Here is a 17,759-nt window from a genome sequence, read left to right as displayed (position 1 = left end):
CACTTTTCCGATGTTTACACTGGCGGCTTCAAACGTGCGAGGGAGGGCCGGGACGCATGAGAGCGTCCCGGATTCGCACAAGGAGGGGAAACAACCCACATGAGACTCAAGCACCTTGCCGTGGCCGCTGCCGCCGCGGCTACCGGACCGTCCCTGGTGATGGCCGCACCCGCGATGGCGCAGGACAAGCCCGCCGCGACCGTCCCGGACGCGACTCCCCAGGATGACACTGCCCGCAGTGACCACGCCACCACCGCGGTCCCCGAGCCCACCAAGACAGCGACCGTCACCCGCAAGGCACCCCAGGCGCAGACGTCCCCGCCGAACGGACCGCAGCTGAAGGCTTCCGGTCACCCGACGGCCGGGGCATCGGCGACAAAGGAAGCCCCGGCGGCCAAGGCCGACTCCATCATGCAGGGCCCCGAGGTCACCACGTCCGGCATTCCGCAGGCCGGCTTCCGGGCAGGTGGCGCCTGGACCCAGCTCTCGGTCAAGGTCGACAACTCCCACCACCGTGCCGTCAGCGACTTCACCCCGCGCATCGCCTTCCATCGCGACGACAAGTCGCTCAAGCGCGAGCACATACAGGTAGAGATCCGCCACGCCGACGCCTCTGGGCGTGCCGTGTGGACGGCGGCGCCCATCCCGCCCGGCCGCGACGACAGCGCATACGGCTCCCATGAATTCGGCCTCGGCAAGAGCACTGTGAAGCAGGACGCCGTTTATACCGTCCAGGTACGGGTCCGCATCACCGCGGCCGCCACGCCAGGCCGTTTCGACATCACCAGCGACGGTGTGAGCACGACCGGCGGCGGCTACACCTGGGCTCCGTCGACCTGGTACACCTCGCGCGTCACCACCGCGACGGATGACGGCGGCGGCAACCAGGACAAGCCCGTCCTCGAAGGCCCCAAGGCGACGCTGGCCGGCGTCCCGAAGGGATTCGTCGCCGGGGGAGACTGGCAGTACCTGTCCCTCGGCGTCGACAACACCGGCAAGAATGCCGTCAAGGAACTGAGCGTGGGACTTGGCATCTCCACGGTCGACGACTCGCTCATCAAGGATCGGCAGATCGTCGTCGAGACGTACCGCACCGATGCGAAGGGCGTCGGCCGCTGGGTCCGGGTGAGCAACGAGGGAGACAGCGAGTCGTTTTACTTCGGCTACGAGCTGAGCCGTTCCGACGTGGCGGCCGGCCAGAAGACCACGCTCAAGGTACGGATGCGGTTCACCGCGGACGCCCCCACCGTCCCCATCACCTTGCGCGCCATCACCGAGGCCTACCTGGGTGGCAGGGAGCGCATGGAAAGCTTCTCACCGTGGTTCCGCTCCACGATCCTGGCCCCCGGAACCAGCACACCCCCCGGCACTGGGAGCGGGAGCAACCCAAAGCCCCAGACCGGGGGCACGACGCCCATCACAGCCACCAACACCACCACGCAGGCCACCGGTGAGCTAGCGCAGACCGGAACGGGTGACGCCACGACTTGGGCGCTCGGAGCCGGGACCGCCCTCGTCGGCATGGGCGCCGCCTTCGTCGCCGGCACGGGCCGCCACCGCCGCCGCACCAACTGAACACTGCGCAACGCCCACCACGCGGAGCCGGGGGGGGGGAGGAGGACGTGTCACCGCTGTACCACACCAGTCCGGGCGGGACGTATGCGTCGGTGGTTAATGATCTGGGCGTCAACCATGAGACGCTGCGGACATGGGTGCGGGACGCGTAGCAAGCCGCCCGGCCCGGGGCGGATGTCGGGAGGGGCGGGCGCATCGCCCGGATCCACCGGGAATCGGATGGCACCTACGGGGTCCCGCGCGTTACTGCCGGGCTGAGAGACGCCGGGAGCCTGGCGCTTGGACGGCACCGAAGTGCGCGTGCGGCGGCATCAAGCCGACGTCAACAAGGCGCACGACCAAGACAAGTGGCCTCTCGTGAGAGACGAGTCGGCCCCAGGTCCGCAAGGCGGAGTCCGGCGGACACCGGTCACAGGGGAGGATCCCCCTGGCGGGATCGACGAGAGTTGCTGCCCGAACTCACCCCGGACGGCGGGAGAGCGTCGACCGCCGCAATAGCTCCGCGCATTCGTGGCTACAGTGTCACCATGTCGAACGGATATCCACCTCAACTGCCGCCGTACGGGGCTCCGTACGCGCCGGCCCCAGTAGTACCTGTGGCAATGCCGACCAGTGTCCGTGCCGCGCAGATAACAATCTGGGTGATGATGGGCCTGTGCTTGCTGATGTCGATTGCATTGAGCATCGCTGATACGCCTAGGGTTGGTGGCGCGAATTTTAGCCAAAACCTGATGGGCTGTGTTCTGTTCGTCCTAGCCTTCCGCTACGGCACCGCAGGCAAAGGCGTCCGCACCGTCTCAGTCATCTTGGCCAGCGTGCAGATCATGATGGCGCTGGGCGGGACAGCCCGGGGCATCCCGGGGGGAGTCTTCGCCCTGGTTGGAGCCATCGTCGTTGTCGTGCTCCTCAGCCAGCGGACCGCGGGCGAGTGGTTTCGCAGGCCTCGTAGCCCGCATGCCGCCGCCCAGTTCGATCGGTACTGACGACGGCCTCCGACCCGGTCGCCGCGGCTTCTTGCTTCACCATGCCGCGCATGCCGATGGTCCATGCGCGGCGAGCCGAGGCCTTTGGCACAGCGGGAACGACTTCCTTCTTTGCTCGCTAACGATTCAGCTCACATGTGAAGCCGTCGTTCATCTCATCCTGCCTGTGTCCGTGCGGAGGTCAGAACCAGCTTCGCCGAGTTGAGGTGTTTGGCCACGCTCTTCGCGCCGGGCCGCAGAGCGACGTGAAGCGGCATACGTGGGGGGTCAGTTGGTGCCGAGGACGGCGAATAGGTAGTGCGGGCCGTGGATGTCGTCGTTGGCTTTCAGTCGATAGACACCAGGGCCACGCCGCGCACTGCGGTCGGAGCCTCGCCGCTGGCCGCCTTCAACGATCGCACAGATAGCGGCGCATTATCTGCGGCGCGGCATGGCGGCCGCCGCCGGAACCAGCAGCACGGATCTCCACCGCGAATGGCAGGACATCGGGCGCCGGGCCGTACTGGGCGAGTCAGCAAGTCCATCCAAAGCGGCCACTTCAAGGTCCTGCGGGAAGCCGGCGTGATCCACCAGAGGGACGAGGGAACCCGGCGGTTGAACCGGCTACGCCGCAACGACCTGGACGCGCGTTTCCCGGCCTGCTCAGCCGCGCCATTCCGCAGTCGAAGCGATCAACAACACCGCTGCGCCCTCGCCAGACGCCACAGTCAGTCGGCACCTCTGGCGGGGCTGGAGCGATTGTCCGGACGAGGCGCTAGAGATCTGCCCCTACCCAGAGCATTTCGGCGCCTGATGTGGGGTGCTGTAGGTCGCCTGACGCAGCGTCAGGCGATGTTCGACCTGGTGACGATGTCGCGTTAGGCGCTTGTCCTGGGCGTGCTTGTTTCGCCAATACCACGCTGTGATCCTGAAACTGTAGTTCAACGCCGGTGACGGGAGTTGTCGGCACCCATAGGGGACGCGGCGGCGCTCAGGAGAACTCGCGGGACGCCGCGCAGTGGGCCTGCTTCCCCTCGCAGTGGAGTTCAGTCGCTGGGAGTTGGAATATGTTCCGGCAAGGTCAGCGGCAGCCTGCGGCGACCCCAGCGATACAACCGATGCCTCCAACGCGTCTCCTGCACCTCGGCGTTGTTCAGCATCCGGCACTCCGACGAGCCCTGCCGGTTCTACGACCGCAAACGAGCCGAGGGCAAGCCAGCACAGCACACCCCGGTAGTGCCCGGTTCAGCCCCCTATGCCCCCTCCCAGCCAAAGGGGCTGACACCCCATGGCCCCTTGAGAAGAACCCGCTACATATCAGGAATCAGCGAGACCGCTCAATCTTCCCTGCCACGGGCCAATAGTTGGCCATCTCGATTCATACTTGGCCGGCGTCCTGTTTCGTCTGACCGTTGGTGTGACTTCTCTGGGCAGGTGACACCTGTTCTCGATGGGCGCCGATCCGCCTCTGGGATGGCCGTCACTGCGCTCATGCCGGCTGAGCATCGTGCGGCCTTGACTCTGACGCGGCTGGAACCTGGACGATCGCGGCGTACGAACACAGCGACGCTTATGGAGGCGCCCGTCATGCTGCGCGGCAAGGGCATCCACTACGACACCGGTACGTTTCCCAACGGCGACACCTCGCGCCCCGGCTTCGACCCACGCGACGCCGAACGGGATATGCGGGTCATCGCGAAGGACCTGCACTGCAACGCGGTCCGCATCACGGGCGGCGACCCGGACCGGATCGAGGCCACGGCGCGTTACGCGGCGGAGGTGGGCCTGGAGGTCTGGTTCTCGCCGTTCCCCTGCGAGCTGACGAACGCCGAGATGCTGGCGCTGTTCACCGACTGCGCCGAGCGGGCGGAGCGGCTGCGTCGGGACGGCGCCGAGATCGCCCTGGTCACTGGCTGCGAACTCAGCGTCTTCGCCCGAGGCTACCTGCCCGGCGACACCCTCAACGAGCGCATCCCCATCCTGGCAGGCCCCGGCCGAGAGGCCGCGCTCCAGGGTATTCCCGACAAGGTCAACACCTTCCTGGGTGAGGCCGTCGACACCGTACGGCCTCTCTTCGGCGGCCGCGTGAGCTACGCCTCCTGCCCTCTGGACGGCGTGGACTGGACCCCGTTCGACATCGTGGGCCTGGACGCCTTCCGGGGCCTGCGCAATGCCCCCACCTACCGCGCCGACCTGCGCAAGGAGTTCGCCCACGGCAAGCCCGTCGCCATCATGGAGGCAGGCTGCTGCACCTACCGGGGCGCGGGCGACTACGGCGGCGCCGGCTGGTACATGGCCAGGGAGGCCGACGGCGTCACCCTCAAACCCGACCTGATCCGCGACGAGACCGAGCAGGTCCGCTACCTCGACGACCTCATGACCGTCTTCGAGGGGGAGGGCGTCGACTCAGTCTTCTGGTTCAGCTTCGCCGGCTTCGCCACACACCACCGCACGACTGGACCGGACGAGGACATGGCCTCCTATGGCATCGTCAAGATCCTCGACAAGCAGAGCAACTACCCTGCTGATGCCCGCACTTACCCCGACATGCCCTGGGAACCGAAGGAGGCGTTCCACGCGCTCGCCAGGCGCTACACGGACGCAACTCACACTGTTCGTCAGTAAGTTGCCCGCACGTCACACCTCATGTCCTATTCCTCTGCCGCGGATCGCAGCGGCGGGGACCCTGGCCGCAGGACCGAGTCCGGCTGGCACAGGATCCGTCGATGCCACCCCTGCCTGTCCTGGCAAGCGGGCCACACCTACCGGCCCCCGTTCCCTTCCTCCTGGGAGGGGGCGGGCCTGGGTGACGAAAACTAGCCTGGGACCTTCGGGTCGGGAAATCACATACACGCGGACATCGCCATCTCGCGTCCGGAAATGCCAGGACCCCAGCTTCGTCCACTGGTCGTCAAGAGACCTGGGCGGCAGGAGGCGCAGCTCCAAATGCATCGTGCACCTGTGATCGTGTGCATTGCTCAATAGATGCGCGCGACCGTGGCCGACTGCCACAGGATGCCCCTCGTCGACGTCCAGGTTGTTGGCCGGCTCCTCCACGGCACCAGGCGATGGACCGGAGTCCTGAACCCAGAACTGTGACCGATCAATGGATACATGCCCGGTGCCCCGGACTGTGCCGTCAGTGGCCATGACCAGCACCATGCCAGATGCTGGGGCGATCAACGAGGGTTCCACCGCTGACGACCTCGATGCCGGGCAGCAGCCGGAGCAGGATCACCAGTCCGCGCACATCACGGACTGGTTGTCGGTACGTGCCTGCCCGGCATCCCAGCCGCTTATCGGCGCCCGGAGTTGCGGGAGTTGCGCCACTTGCACGGCCGAGCCGGAGGCCGTACAACCCATCGGACAGGTCGGCGGAGGCCACGGAGACCGCCGGGGCGAGCTGGGGACTGTCCGCCAGGAGCTGCCCCGCTGCTGCGCTCGGGTCGGACTCGACCGGTCTAACGCGCCGTGGCTGTCGGCGGCTTCGCTGACTTCACCTGAGGCCTCCGAGTGCGGTGACGGTTTGGAAGACGTACCCGGCGACGGTGGGGATGTCGACGACGGCGCTGGCGGGGGCGGCGGCGGGGGAGCCGTCGGCCATTGCGGTGGTGGTGGTGAGTCCCAGGATCCAAGCGGTTGCGAGGAGGAGTGCGGCGGTACGGCGCATGAGGGATTCCTCTTGTTGTCGACGTAGTTGAGGTTTGAGTAGGTGACGGGTCCACGCTGCCGTATGACGGCTCAAGTCGGCGGAAGGACACGCGCCGGTCTACCCCGAACAGGGGGCTATTCCGGCCCCGCCTATAAAAACAGGGGGGCGACTGCCGGTTCTGAACGCCGGGCCCCAGGAACCGCTGGATGAGGCGGCTGCCCGTGTGATGACGGCCGGAATCCGAGAAGCCATTGGCGATGTCCGGCGTTCGGTCGCGATGCTCGCGGGACGCGTGAAGGCCTCGCGGCCCCGCGGCTACGCCCTGTACGACGACCGTCGCGCCCTGTACGGCGACATCCTGTAAATGGTGCAAGCGGCCGGGGCTGCAGGACACCGAGGGGAGCGGCTCATCGGCGTACGCGGCGGGGTCGAGGGGCAAGGTGCCTGCGGAGAGTAGGGCGACGGCAACCGCCATCCCCCTCGACGGCTCTACCCTGCAGGGCTGGGTTCTGTGCCGTGTCAAGTAGCCTACTGGCGTGGGAAACCGGCGAATGGTGTGTCCCCGGGGATGTAACACAGGACGAGCGGCCCGGCCGGGCCGTGCTACGGCGCATACGGGTACACAACGGCTCCGGCCCCCAGGATCGGGCAGTGCGTTAGGACATGACGAATCCTCACCAACCTTTCTGGCAAGGGGAGTTGATGCCACGCCGGAACATGGAGGTGGAGGCCGCCCGCCCCCTTCAGTGACGACCACGCCCGACAACGCCAGCCGCCAGACGCTCTGAGCTGGGCGACGGCGCTCCCAGAGGGCACCCCCGCGCCCGGGCGGCCGCGCAGGAACGCCTCCGCGGAGGGCAGCCCGCGTCCGCGACGCCCGGCCCTGCTGCTTCGTCACGCTCGCCGCGTTACGGGAGTTCAGCCTTGCCGTACCCGCCCAGTATCAGTATCGACGTGACGCGGTACGGCTGCGCGGAGTTGGCAGTTGCCCGCTGACGCGTGGCAGGACGACACCGCCATGGGACACGGGCGACCCGCTGCCCGTGCCGCGGGTCGCTCTCCGTAGGCGGCAGCGAGCGCGTATGTGGGGGTTGCTTCGCTCACCCAAGCAGTTCAAACAAGAGTTCAAACCGGCTGGACCGGTTCGAAAAAGGGAGCGGGGCTCATACGGGGATCAGGGCCTGGCCGGTGGCCGAGGCGTCGAGGCGCTGGTCGATGTAGGTGCCGTTGGCGATGGGGACGGAGGCCAGCATCTCGGCCGGGATGTCGAACGCGTCGACCAGGGTCGCCATGTGCGGGGCGAGGTCGGCGATGACGGTGTTGACGATCCTGGGCAGCTGACGCACCTGGTCGGCGGTCATGTGACCGTCGGCGAGCAGGTCCCCGGTGTGCTCGCTGATCTGCCGGAGGAGGAACAGCAGGCACAGGCTCTCCAGCAGGGAGCGGGCCGAGGGAACCATGGCCTGGGCGGCGGCGTCGATGAAGGTGTCGGCGGCCTTGAGACGGGCGTGGACGGAGACCATCTCAAGGGCGGCTGGGGAGGTTTCGTTCCATCGGGCCAGCGGGTCGCCGGACGGGCCCTCACGCAGCGCGGTGCGGGCCCGGTTCTGCCACAGGGCCTCCAACTCGGCGAGCAGGTCGCGCAGAAAGTGAAGGTCTGTCAGATTCCTTTCGCCGGGCGGGAGTTCGGCAGATGCCCTGCGGTCGACCTCATGGCCGAGCACCATCTCGGCTGCGGCCTTGACCCAGATGACGAGGTTGTCGCCTTCGGCCGTGATTCCGCCCTCGATGTTCAGGGGGAGGTCGGCCAGGCCGTTGGCGGGGAAGAGTCCCTGCGCTCCGCACCGCTCCCGGCACTCGATCGTGATGTCCCGGGCCTGCCAGGTGATCCAGCCCTTGGCGATGGCCACCAGGCGCTCGACCTCGGCCCGGTCCTCATCGGTGTGCGCGGCCCAGCGGGTCACGGTGGTGCGGTGCAGGAACGTCATGGCGTACGCCGTGGCGAGCTTGTCGAGGAGGCGGCCGTGGTGACTGCGGTGGGCGATCAGCGCCACCCGCTCGCCCGGCTTCGTCCCGGCGATGAACCGGTTGTGGGCGTAGCGCACCGCGATGGCGAGCGCGGTGCGGGACATGCCCAGCGTGCCGGCGCTCATGCAGAGCTTCCCCATGGTGATGCGGCTGATGGAGCGGAGCAGGCGTTTGCGGCGGTTGCCGAGGTTGCTGCTCAACTCCCCGTTGGAGTCGAGCCGGCCGTGTGCGGCTTCCAGCAGGGCCTCGCGAGGCAGCCACACGTGGTCGAAGGCGGTGAGGCTGTGGTCGACCGGGGTACCGGTGCGCTGCGGCAGCCGGTGGACCGTCACCCCGGGCAGGTGGCCGTTCTCGTCGCTCAGTGGGGTCAGGAAGAGGAAGACCCCGTGGTCGCGGCCGTCTATCAGTAACCGGGCCGCCACCAGGGCGCTCTTCGGGCCGCCGATGGTGCTGGTGTTCGGCATGAACTTCCGCGCTCCCGGAGTGGGGGTGTCCAGGACGAATCCGTTGGTCGTACGGTCGAGCACCGCCGTGGTCTCCATCGAGGCCACGTCATTGCCGTGTTCGAGCTCCGTGCACAGAAACGTTCCTGTGTGCTTCATCGAGGTGAAGGCGGACAGGTCGCGGCCGTCGGTGTCGTGATCGATGAGGCTGCCGAGGAAGAGGTTGTAGTGGATGCTGGCCACCGTGCACAGACCACCGTCCACCGGCCCTGTCCACTCGTGCAGGCCGGCCAGTCGGTGGGGATCGTCGGCCAACTCCGCGGCGTTGCCGACGGCCTCGTTGACCAGACGCAGCCGGTCGTAGGAGAGGGCGGTCCGCTCGTCCGGCGACAGCCCGGTCCGGTAGGTGAAGTTTGGGCCACTTACGAGAGTGCGCCAGGGCTTGTGGATCCAGTCCCGGTCCTGCCTGTCGAAGAGCAGGTGCGCGAGTTCACCGGCTTCCGTGGCCGAGGGCTCGAACGCGAAACGGTTGTGGAGACCGTTGCTGCCAACGGTCCCCTCCGTCTTTGCTCTGATGAAGGCGTCCTTCTGGAGCGTCAGCAAGGTCATGGACCTCTCCCCGTTGATGAGGGACCCGATGAGTGGGAATCTCAGCCACGAAGATACGTACCAACCGGTTTTATTTGCAACTTCTTTCGGGGGGCGAGGTAGGTGGGTGGGTACTCAACGGCTTCAGGGGTGACCCGTGAAACATGCCCGACCGTCGCATTTCGGACATGGCGGTCAAGTAATCGGAGCTGCTGGACCCCGTACCTCCCTCCACGCTGGCTCGAACAACCAGCAATCTGGTTTTATTCTCCAAGCGCGTTCCCTCAACTGCACGCGAAAATGGGGCCGTAGAGCCAGTGTGGGCCCTTCGGTGCCTATTCGTCGTGCGCGGCTACCGATGCTAGAATACGAACCCTTTGGTTTATTTTTCTGTAGGTCGCGGGCTGGCATGGAGGTGGGTTGTGGCGCAGCAGGAACGAGCCATCCGTACGCGGAAGAAGATTCTCGTCTCGGCGGCAGAGGTGTTCGACGAGGTCGGCTTTGAAGCGGCGACGATCGCCGACATCCTCAAGAAATCCGGCATGACCAAGGGAGCGCTCTACTTCCACTTCACGTCGAAGGACGAGCTGGCCCAAGCCGTCCTGGCGGAGCAGGTCATCGCCCTGCCCGCGGTTCCGGAGCGGGAGTTGAAGCTGCAGCAGTCCCTGGACGAGTCGCTGCTCCTCACGCACCTGCTCGGGCGGGACTCCGGCGATCCGATCATCCAGGGCAGCATCCGCCTCACCGTGGACCAGGGATCGCCCAAGGACGGCCTGGACCGACGGGTGCCGATGACGGCCTGGATCGACCACACCGTGGACCTCTTCGAGGCGGCCCAGCGGAACGGGGAGATCCTCCCGGACACGGACGTGTCGCGGGTCGCGAAGTTCATGGTCGGCTCCTTCACCGGTATCCAGGTGCTGTCGAGGATCATGACCGACCGGACGGACATGGCGGACCGGGTGATCGACCTGTACCGGCTCGTCATGCCGTCCATCGCCGTGCCCGCCGTTCTCGTCCGGCTGGACTTCTCGGCGAGCCGCGGACAGCAGATCTATGAGGCGGCGATGAGGGAACGGCAGGACGCGGAACTCGAAATGGCCGGTTGAGCCGGCCGTCCCAGCAGTACGCCGGGGGGCCGTGCTCTCGGCGCGCAGGGTTATGGAACGTGAAAGACGCAGGACTCACCGAGCGGAGACACGAATGAAGCAGGCTGTCTGCCCTTATGCGCTGGATGTCACGGGAAGCGATCTCGCAGGTGAGGCCGCGACACTGCGCGGGCAGGGGCCGGCCGTTGAGGTGCTGCTCCCTGGGGGAGTGGCGGCGTGGGCCGTCACTCGGCATCGCTATGTCAAGCAACTGCTCCTGGACCCGCGGGTGTCGAAGGACGCCCGCAAGCACTGGCCCGCCTTCATCGAGGGGCGGATAACGCAGGAGTGGCCGCTCTATCCGTGGGTGGCGAACGAGAACATGCTGTTCGCCTACGGAGAGAGCCACGCGCGGCTGCGTCGGCTGGTTTCGGGGGCGTTCACCGTGCGCCGCACCGAGGCGCTCCGTGGCCGGATCGAGGAGGCCACTGCCAGGCTTCTGGACGACCTGGAGGATGTGCCGGCGGGGGAGACGATCGACCTGCGGGAGTCGTTCGCGAAGCTGCTGCCGATGCGGGTCATCTGCGAGCTCTTCGGCGTCGCGGAGGAGCTCAGGCAACCGCTGTGCTCCACCCTTGAGGTGGTCTTCGACACGGTGGTGGCGGCCGAGGAGATGGCCGCCGCGCAGGTCAGGGCCTTTGCCATGCTGGGTGAACTGGTGGCGGACAAGCGGGTCCGGCCGGGTGACGACCTGACGTCCGCGCTCATCGCGGCTCAGGACAACGGCGACGCACTGACCGAGGACGAACTCCTGGGCACCCTGTATCTGATGATCGCCGCCGGCCAGGAGACCACGTCCGCCGTGATCACCAATGCCATCGGGGCGTTGTGTGCCCGTCCGGAGCAGCTGGAGCATGTCCGCGCGGGCCGCGTGGACTGGTCGGACGTGATGAACGAGACCCTGCGCACGCACAGCCCCACGGCCTTCTCGCCGCTGCGTTTCGCGGTGGAGGACATCGACCTGGACGGTACGAAGATCAAGAAGGGGGACGCGATCGTCATCTCCTTCGCCGCCGCCGTCGAGGATCCCGAGCAACACGGGGAAGACCTCAAGGAGTTCGACGTGCTGCGTCACCGTGGCGAGGACCTCGCCTTCGGACACGGCGTGCACCGATGCCTGGGGGCCCCGCTGGCCCGTCTGGAGACCACGGTCGCCCTGCAGCAGCTCTTCGAACGGTACCCGGACCTCGCCCTGGCCGCGCCACTGGAGAGCATCGACCCGATGCCGTCCTTCATAGTCAACGGTTACGGATCGCTGCCCGTGGTACTCCGGCCCGCCGGCTGATCTCCCTTCCGCGTTGTCTTTTGCGTGGCCCCGCAACGGGGTTCCCGCCTCCGGGACCGGCGTGGCTTCCTCCCCCCTGCCGTTGATGAGCTGGGGGTGCCACCGGGCCCGGAGGCATCGGTAGACCGCCGATCACTGCCTCTGTATGCCAGCTGTATGTCAGCGGCGGCTACTGCGAGTTGGTTTCGCTGGTCGTCACGTTTCATGATCCGGCAGACGACGTTCGAGAGTCGTCGTTCGAGGGCACGCCGCGCTTCGGCCGGTGTCTTGCCTTCGCCGATCCGGCGGCGGTAGCACTCCTGGCCACGGCCGCCGTGGCGAATCCGGCAGACCCGACTCCGGGCCCTCGATCCGCAGCGAACAGTCCTCCCGCAGCGCAGAGGAGACCCATAGCTCCAAGAGGGCCTTCCTCCTATCCGTGTTCGCCGCCCTCTCACGCGGCCCCGCGGCGGCAGTCGGCGGCAGAGAGTTCCGCAGCCCTGGGCGGCGGAGCTCTTCGCTCTGCGGACCAGGCTTGAGCGAGACTGTTCTACCTGCGCTAGAAACCGTCAGAGCGGTTTGTTACTGTCCCTTGCGTGAGGGTGCCCGGCGAGACGGTTACGGCAATCACTGCGTGTGCTCAAGCGATGACAAGGGCGTCTCCAATGGGAGGGCGCGCTCAGACGGTTTTACCGGCGGAGTTCACGCCCGATGCCCGTCCCTCTTCACTACCGGAGTCGTTTGATGGTCAAACAGGATCGCGCGGTGCGTACGCGCACCGCCCTGATCGAGTCCGCTGCCGCGCTGTTCGACCGCGAAGGCTACGAACTGGCCTCGCTGTCCACGATCAGCGCCCGGGCGGGAGTGAGCAATGGCGCGCTGCACTTCCACTTCACCAGCAAGGCGGCCTTGGCCGACGCGGTCGGCCAGGCGGCGGCGCGGCGACTTGAGGGCATCACTCAGCAACGGGCTGACGACGCCCTGCAGGTGCTGATCGATGCCACGCACGCCCTGGTCCAGGCTCTCGACCACGATGTACTCCTGCGCGCCGGTTTCAGCCTCGGCGACAGTCTTGAGCACGTACGCGTCGGCGCGGGGCTGCGCGGCAAGTGGCAAGGGTGGGTGGAGGATTCCCTGGCCCGGGCCGACAGGGAGGGCGCCCTGGCGCCGGAGAACTCGGCACAGGAAGTCGCGACGGCCGTGGTGGCCGTCACGGCGGGGCTGGGGACCCTGGGTCGGCAGGACGAATGGTGGCTCTCGCGTGCGCCACTCACCCGGTTCTGGCAACTGATTCTTCCGAGGCTCGCGGAGTCCTCCCGCCTCGACACCCTGATGGCGTCCGGATCCAAGGCGACGATGGCCTGCTTGTAGGCCACTTGCCGGGACGTCGGTCCCCGCGCAGAGAAGCCCCCCGCGGCGCTAATAGACCATATCGGCGGTTTTGCTCAGCTCGCGAGGGCGCGCTTTGTACCGTCGCCTCCGACCGCAAGCACCTCACCGAGGTCCTGCGCCAGGCAGCCGAGCGCCCCGACAGGAACGCCGGGACAGGAGCGCCCGGCTGGCTCTGCGTACCCAGCAGGTCGTGGCGTACGAGAACGACTGACGGAGCTTCCCTCCTGGGATTGCTGCCAAGGGAACGATTAGCACCTCCCCTTCCCGCCCCCAGGCCCGGCGACGATCGAGACGGCTCTCTGGAAGTCCCCTCTGTCGTACGTCCTCGCTGTCCGTACGTCCTCTCGCAGCTGCCCCCAGCGCCGGGCGGCGCGCCGACCCCACCCACCTGAAGCCCACTGAAACCGCAGTAACACCCCGCTGAAACCCACCCCACGCACTCTCTCTTCAACAACGCGGCGAACGAAGCCGCAGAAGACGACGAGTCGCAGGAGAACACCACCATGCAGAAGTTCGCCACCACGGCCCCGATCACCGCAGTCCTCGACATCCCCGCCGGACGCGTCCAGATCATCGCCGCCGATCAGCCCCACACCACCGTCGAGATCAAGCCCGCCGACGCCACCAAGAGCCGGGACGTGAAGGCCGCCGAACAGACCACCGTCGGCTACGACAACGGCGTCCTGCGCATCGAGGGCGCCCCGGCGAAGAACCAGTACTTCGGCGCCTCCGGATCCCTCGACGTGACCATCGAGTTGCCCGCAGGCTCGCGTATCGAGGCGAAGTCGGGCGCCGCAGAGTTCCGCACCGCGGGACGCCTCGGCGACGTCACCTTCGAGGGCGCCCACGGCACCGCCCAGATCGACGAGACCGCGAGCCTGCGCCTCACCGTCCACGCCGGGGACGTCTCGGTCGCCCGCCTGGCGGGGGACAGCGAGATCAGCGTCGCAGCGGGCGACATCCGCATCGCCGAGGCCCTGCACGGCACCCTCACGCTGCGCACCGAATCCGGCAAGATCTCGGTCGGCGCGGCCCACGGAACCTCCGCCACCCTGGACGCGGGCACCTCCTACGGCCGCATCCACAACGCCCTCAACAACACCGAAGGCGCCGCAGCAGCCCTGAACATCCACGCGACCACCGCCAACGGCGACATCACGGCCCGCAGCTTGTGAGGACACCCCAGCATGACCAACTGGCCACCATGCACCGTGGGCCTGCCGCCGCACGAGGTCTGGTCGGGGCGCAGCGCTTGCGAGCCGACCGGCATCAAGTCGCGGATGAGCCTGCACCGCATGGTCCTGTCCTGGGCGAGGGAGAGCGCGAGGACCTGGAGCGCTTCCTCGACCAGGACCTGCTGATCGGCCAATGGCCCGTCCTACGCACGCTGATCAGCAGTTACGTCCGTGACATGTGGGAGGGCGCCTTCCCCGAGCTGGGGAGCGCCCGGGCCATGACCGCGTGTTGAAGCTGACCGACCTGCACCGTCGGCTGCTGGCCGAGGCCTTGGCCATCGGCACCCCGTCCCGCTCTTCGGCCACCCCGTGGTCACCGATGCGGGCATCCGGAGCGAGTCACACGTACGCCCGGTTGGATCCCCGAGCCGGGCGTCGTCGTGTGCACTCGCCATCCCATCGAGTGCTGCCGAAGTGCGCCCGGGAACAGGTCGGTTCGGCATCAGGAGACGGTCGGCGGGTGCTCGGATGGTTGTCCGTGTGACCGGCTGAAGGACCGAGGCGTGGCAGCCGGCCCGTCGGCGTCCAGCGACCCTCCCCGTCACAGCGGTAGCCGGAGGCTCCTTCTGCGCGGCGTCGACCAGCAGGGCAAGGCAGGGTCCGGAGCGGCTCATCGGACAGACCTTGGCAGACTCGTCGAACACCCGGAAGACCGGCCCCAACCCCATGCGGCCTCGCGAAGCGTGGCCCGGAAAAGGACGAGCAACATGAAGATTGTGGTGGATGACCTCTCCGGTCCTGAGATCGCCGGGTTCCTCGACAAGCACGTCCAGCAGATGCAGTCCATCACGCCACCGGAGAGCAAGCACGCACTCGACCTCGATGCCCTCCGCAAGCCCGAGATCACCTTCTGGACGGTGAGGGACGGCGACACCCTCGTCGGCTGCGGCGCCCTCAAGCGGCTCGACGAGGGTCATGCGGAGCTGAAGTCGATGCGTACCGCGCCCCTACGGAAACGGAGCGGGGTCGCGTCCCTGATGCTGGAGCACATCATCACCGAGGCCGAGCGCATGGGTTTCACCAGGCTGAGCCTGGAGACGGGCACGGCCGAGTTCTTCCTGCCCGCCAGGAAGTTGTACGAGAAGTTCGGGTTCGCCCCCTGCGAGCCGTTCGCCGACTACCAGCCCGACCCGAACAGCACGTTCATGACGAAGAGGCTCTGAGGGGTCTCGATCGGGTCCGCCAGGAGCGGGGCCCCCGGCAGCCCGGGGGAGCCACCCCGCACTGGGGTGGCTGTGCTGGATTGCCGGGGTGTTGGTGTGAGCGCCGGCGCGGGCTGCGCAGTCCGCGCACGGCCCCAGCATCAAACTGACCTGCGGGAGCATTACACCCGAAGGTTTCGTGTTCCGCCGGAAGACCCCGCCGTACCCGGCCGGGCACGCCGTCCTGCGCCTGGCCGAATCCCTCCACCTGGAGCTGCGCGGACGCAACCCGCTGCTCCTTGCCGCCGGTTACGCCCCCGCCTACCACGAGACCAGTCTGGAGGCCCCGCACATGTCCGCGGTCCGGGACATGGTGGGCCAGGTGCTGGCCGCCCATGAGCCGTATCCGGCCGTCGTCCTGGACCGGTACTGGAACCGGGTCGACGCCAACGAGCCTGCCCGGCTGCTGCGGGTGAGCCTGCACCCCGACGGCATGGCCCCGCGCATCGGCAATCTCGGCGAATGGCGCGAGGCCATCTGATGAGCCGGCTGCGTCAGCAGATCACGATGACCGCCGATACCCATCTCGCCAAGCTGTACGACGAGTTGAGCGGCTACCCCTGCGACCAATGCGAGCCGAAGGTCGAGCTGCCCGGCCCCGGCGAGATCGCCGTCCCGCTGCGGCTGCGCCACCAGGGCCGCGAGCTCGCCTTCTTCAGCACCATGGCAACCTTCGGCACCCCGCTCGACATCACGGTCGCCGAGCTCGCCATCGAGTCCTTCTTCCCCGCCGACGCCGAAACCGCCGAAGTGCTGCGCACCACCGACTGGAAGGCCGCCGTTTGATCACCGAACAGACCGGTAGGCAGCGGGCTGCCGCTACGGAACGTTCCAGGCGGCGATGAACGGCTGCTCGCCCTCGGTGGCCAGGAAGCTGAGTGTGCCTGGATGCGGGTGGCCGAGCAGGCGGCTGGCGGACGCGTCGAGGCCGAGCCAGCGCACCGTGAGCACGCGTGCCAGATGACCGTGAGCGACGACGGCGACGTCGCCGTCGTCCAACAGCGGCCGAATACGGTCCAGCACCGCGTCCGTGCGCGCGGCCACCTGCTGGAGCTGCTCGCCAGGATGGTCGGCGTCGCCCGGAATGACTCCGTCCCGCCACAAGTCCCAGTCCGGCCTCGTCTCCCGGATCTGCGCCGCGGTCAGGCCTTCGTAGCCGCCGTAGTCCCACTCCATCAGGTCGGGGTCGGGCTTGACGCCGGTCAGGCCCGCCAGCTCGGCCGTCCGCATGGCGCGGCTCAGCGGGCTGCTGAACACGGCGACCAGCTGGCGTCGGGCCAGTCTCGGAGCGAGCGACTTGGCCGCGGCTTCGCCGGCATCGGTCAGCGGAATGTCAGTGCGGCCGGCGTGCTGGCCCGACAGGCTCCACGCGGTCTGGCCGTGCCTGATCAATATGAGTTCACCCATGGCTGCGCACGGTACCCGACCATGCGATACGGCCGAACACGTCCTCCGCACGGTCAGAACGCACTCGTCGTGCTCCGCGCGCCCCCACCGGTCATCGTCATGAGACGTGCGCGTCCGTGCCGGTTGCGGTGCCGGTGGCGGAGCCGGTCAAGGCGTTCACTTGCGGTGTGTCTGCGGCCTCGGGAGGCGTCGGCGGACGGCGGGCGTCGTATCAGCTGACACTCCTACGCATTGGTCTGAATGAGCGCATTTCGTGACGCGCTCCGCGTGTCCCTCGTTCCAAGGGGCGGCGGGTTTCACAAGGCGGGCCTGCCACCCTCACCGATCCACCGAATGGGAGCACAACCGTGATCAAGCAGGTTCTCGCCGGGGCAGCCTTCGCCACCGCCGCAACGATGGCCGTCGCCATGCCCGCCTCGGCCACGGCACACACCACCGGGCCCCAGGCCCACAAGTCCCCCACCGACGCGCTTCAGCGCATTCTCGCCACCAACGTCGGGCAGGGCCCGACCGCGAGTGGCAATGGTGCCACGAACTTCGGGACCAGCAACGGCAACACCACCGTCGCCGGCGAGTCGGGCGGCATCCTCAACAACCACGGTGCCCCGCTCGGCCACATCGACGGTCGTTGCGTGGTGGGGCTGCCGGAGGGTGAGGGCATCGGCGGACATCTGCTGGGCACTGTCAAGGATCAGTGCAATGTTGCGCCGGTGGATCAGTTCCAGGCTCCGCAGAAGCTGCTCTGACGACGGTTCGGTGTACGGGTCTCCTGCCGGAAAACCTGACGCGGCAAGCCGCACGAGCAGCAGCTCGTGCGGCTCGCTGAGTTCGGGGCGGTCCGGAGTGGGGCCATCGGAATTGTG

Annotated in this window: 16 protein-coding genes and 2 pseudogenes; 15 read left to right on the top strand and 3 right to left on the bottom strand. The window is 67.6% G+C overall.

The window, feature by feature from the left end:
* Positions 1-99: 99 nt before the first annotated feature.
* From ACWC2B_RS35090 to ACWC2B_RS35070, 5 genes and pseudogenes are all read left to right on the top strand, one after another.
* Positions 100-1,575, top strand: coding sequence for a hypothetical protein (locus tag ACWC2B_RS35090; RefSeq protein WP_450723896.1), 1,476 nt, complete (start codon positions 100-102; stop codon positions 1,573-1,575).
* Positions 1,576-1,769: 194 nt separating this feature from the next.
* Positions 1,770-1,856: pseudogene (locus ACWC2B_RS35085) on the top strand (hypothetical protein); the annotation flags it as partial.
* A 321-nt stretch (positions 1,857-2,177) separates the two neighbouring features.
* On the top strand, positions 2,178-2,558 hold the full coding sequence (locus ACWC2B_RS35080) for a hypothetical protein (protein ID WP_450723894.1): 381 nt from the start codon (positions 2,178-2,180) through the stop codon (positions 2,556-2,558).
* A 510-nt stretch (positions 2,559-3,068) separates the two neighbouring features.
* A pseudogene (locus ACWC2B_RS35075) lies at positions 3,069-3,194 on the top strand (ArsR family transcriptional regulator); the annotation flags it as partial.
* A 930-nt stretch (positions 3,195-4,124) separates the two neighbouring features.
* A complete protein-coding gene (locus tag ACWC2B_RS35070; protein WP_450723892.1) occupies positions 4,125-5,162 on the top strand; it encodes a hypothetical protein in 1,038 nt (345 codons plus the stop codon).
* An 871-nt stretch (positions 5,163-6,033) separates the two neighbouring features.
* On the opposite strand, the gene ACWC2B_RS35065 is transcribed toward ACWC2B_RS35070, so the two are convergent.
* On the bottom strand, positions 6,034-6,207 hold the full coding sequence (locus ACWC2B_RS35065) for a hypothetical protein (protein ID WP_450723890.1): 174 nt from the start codon (positions 6,205-6,207) through the stop codon (positions 6,034-6,036).
* Between the two features lie 208 nt (positions 6,208-6,415).
* Between ACWC2B_RS35065 and ACWC2B_RS35060 the strand changes: the two genes are divergently transcribed.
* Entirely contained in the window at positions 6,416-6,553 is a 138-nt protein-coding gene (locus ACWC2B_RS35060) for a hypothetical protein (RefSeq protein ID WP_450723888.1), read from the top strand.
* A gap of 799 nt (positions 6,554-7,352) precedes the next feature.
* Here ACWC2B_RS35060 and ACWC2B_RS35055 read toward each other — a convergent pair.
* Positions 7,353-9,269, bottom strand: coding sequence for an acyl-CoA dehydrogenase family protein (locus ACWC2B_RS35055; protein ID WP_450723886.1), 1,917 nt, complete (start codon positions 9,267-9,269; stop codon positions 7,353-7,355).
* A gap of 401 nt (positions 9,270-9,670) precedes the next feature.
* On the opposite strand from ACWC2B_RS35055, the gene ACWC2B_RS35050 reads away from it, so the two are divergent.
* From ACWC2B_RS35050 to ACWC2B_RS35015, 8 genes are all read left to right on the top strand, one after another.
* Positions 9,671-10,357, top strand: coding sequence for a ScbR family autoregulator-binding transcription factor (locus ACWC2B_RS35050; protein WP_450723884.1), 687 nt, complete (start codon positions 9,671-9,673; stop codon positions 10,355-10,357).
* A gap of 94 nt (positions 10,358-10,451) precedes the next feature.
* Positions 10,452-11,681, top strand: coding sequence for a cytochrome P450 family protein (locus tag ACWC2B_RS35045; protein ID WP_450723882.1), 1,230 nt, complete (start codon positions 10,452-10,454; stop codon positions 11,679-11,681).
* 744 nt (positions 11,682-12,425) lie between these two features.
* Positions 12,426-13,031 (top strand): ScbR family autoregulator-binding transcription factor, encoded by a 606-nt coding sequence (locus ACWC2B_RS35040; RefSeq protein WP_450723880.1) that lies wholly within the window; start codon positions 12,426-12,428, stop codon positions 13,029-13,031.
* A gap of 524 nt (positions 13,032-13,555) precedes the next feature.
* Entirely contained in the window at positions 13,556-14,227 is a 672-nt protein-coding gene (locus tag ACWC2B_RS35035) for a DUF4097 family beta strand repeat-containing protein (protein WP_450723878.1), read from the top strand.
* A 29-nt stretch (positions 14,228-14,256) separates the two neighbouring features.
* Entirely contained in the window at positions 14,257-14,520 is a 264-nt protein-coding gene (locus tag ACWC2B_RS35030; protein WP_450723876.1) for a hypothetical protein, read from the top strand.
* A gap of 474 nt (positions 14,521-14,994) precedes the next feature.
* On the top strand, positions 14,995-15,450 hold the full coding sequence (locus tag ACWC2B_RS35025) for a GNAT family N-acetyltransferase (protein ID WP_450723874.1): 456 nt from the start codon (positions 14,995-14,997) through the stop codon (positions 15,448-15,450).
* 331 nt (positions 15,451-15,781) lie between these two features.
* Positions 15,782-15,970: an MmyB family transcriptional regulator gene (locus tag ACWC2B_RS35020; protein ID WP_450723918.1), complete on the top strand. Its 189-nt coding sequence runs from the start codon at positions 15,782-15,784 to the stop codon at positions 15,968-15,970.
* Positions 15,970-16,275 (top strand): MmyB family transcriptional regulator, encoded by a 306-nt coding sequence (locus ACWC2B_RS35015; protein WP_450723872.1) that lies wholly within the window; start codon positions 15,970-15,972, stop codon positions 16,273-16,275. Before ACWC2B_RS35020 ends, ACWC2B_RS35015 begins: the two co-directional genes overlap by 1 nt.
* Before the next feature lie 33 nt (positions 16,276-16,308).
* On the opposite strand, the gene ACWC2B_RS35010 is transcribed toward ACWC2B_RS35015, so the two are convergent.
* Positions 16,309-16,896 (bottom strand): histidine phosphatase family protein, encoded by a 588-nt coding sequence (locus ACWC2B_RS35010; RefSeq protein ID WP_450723870.1) that lies wholly within the window; start codon positions 16,894-16,896, stop codon positions 16,309-16,311.
* A 347-nt stretch (positions 16,897-17,243) separates the two neighbouring features.
* On the opposite strand from ACWC2B_RS35010, the gene ACWC2B_RS35005 reads away from it, so the two are divergent.
* The gene (locus tag ACWC2B_RS35005; RefSeq protein WP_450723868.1) at positions 17,244-17,642 is read left to right on the top strand and encodes a hypothetical protein; all 399 of its coding nucleotides are present in this window, start codon (positions 17,244-17,246) and stop codon (positions 17,640-17,642) included.
* Positions 17,643-17,759: the final 117 nt, after the last annotated feature.

The sequence above is a fragment of the Streptomyces sp. NPDC001415 genome, from assembly GCF_053597395.1.
The sequence above is the reverse complement of the archived record's forward strand: the minus strand, read 5'-3'. Positions and strand labels throughout refer to the sequence as shown.

Coding starts and splice junctions, on each gene's coding strand:
- ACWC2B_RS35055 (WP_450723886.1), bottom strand. CDS start 9,269: ATGACCTTGCTGACGCTCCAGAAGGACGCCTTCATCAGAGCAAAGACG.
- ACWC2B_RS35020 (WP_450723918.1), top strand. CDS start 15,782: ATGTCCGCGGTCCGGGACATGGTGGGCCAGGTGCTGGCCGCCCATGAG.
- ACWC2B_RS35090 (WP_450723896.1), top strand. CDS start 100: ATGAGACTCAAGCACCTTGCCGTGGCCGCTGCCGCCGCGGCTACCGGA.
- ACWC2B_RS35065 (WP_450723890.1), bottom strand. CDS start 6,207: ATGCGCCGTACCGCCGCACTCCTCCTCGCAACCGCTTGGATCCTGGGA.
- ACWC2B_RS35045 (WP_450723882.1), top strand. CDS start 10,452: ATGAAGCAGGCTGTCTGCCCTTATGCGCTGGATGTCACGGGAAGCGAT.
- ACWC2B_RS35060 (WP_450723888.1), top strand. CDS start 6,416: ATGACGGCCGGAATCCGAGAAGCCATTGGCGATGTCCGGCGTTCGGTC.
- ACWC2B_RS35030 (WP_450723876.1), top strand. CDS start 14,257: ATGCACCGTGGGCCTGCCGCCGCACGAGGTCTGGTCGGGGCGCAGCGC.
- ACWC2B_RS35035 (WP_450723878.1), top strand. CDS start 13,556: ATGCAGAAGTTCGCCACCACGGCCCCGATCACCGCAGTCCTCGACATC.
- ACWC2B_RS35080 (WP_450723894.1), top strand. CDS start 2,178: ATGCCGACCAGTGTCCGTGCCGCGCAGATAACAATCTGGGTGATGATG.
- ACWC2B_RS35015 (WP_450723872.1), top strand. CDS start 15,970: ATGAGCCGGCTGCGTCAGCAGATCACGATGACCGCCGATACCCATCTC.
- ACWC2B_RS35010 (WP_450723870.1), bottom strand. CDS start 16,896: ATGGGTGAACTCATATTGATCAGGCACGGCCAGACCGCGTGGAGCCTG.
- ACWC2B_RS35070 (WP_450723892.1), top strand. CDS start 4,125: ATGCTGCGCGGCAAGGGCATCCACTACGACACCGGTACGTTTCCCAAC.
- ACWC2B_RS35025 (WP_450723874.1), top strand. CDS start 14,995: ATGAAGATTGTGGTGGATGACCTCTCCGGTCCTGAGATCGCCGGGTTC.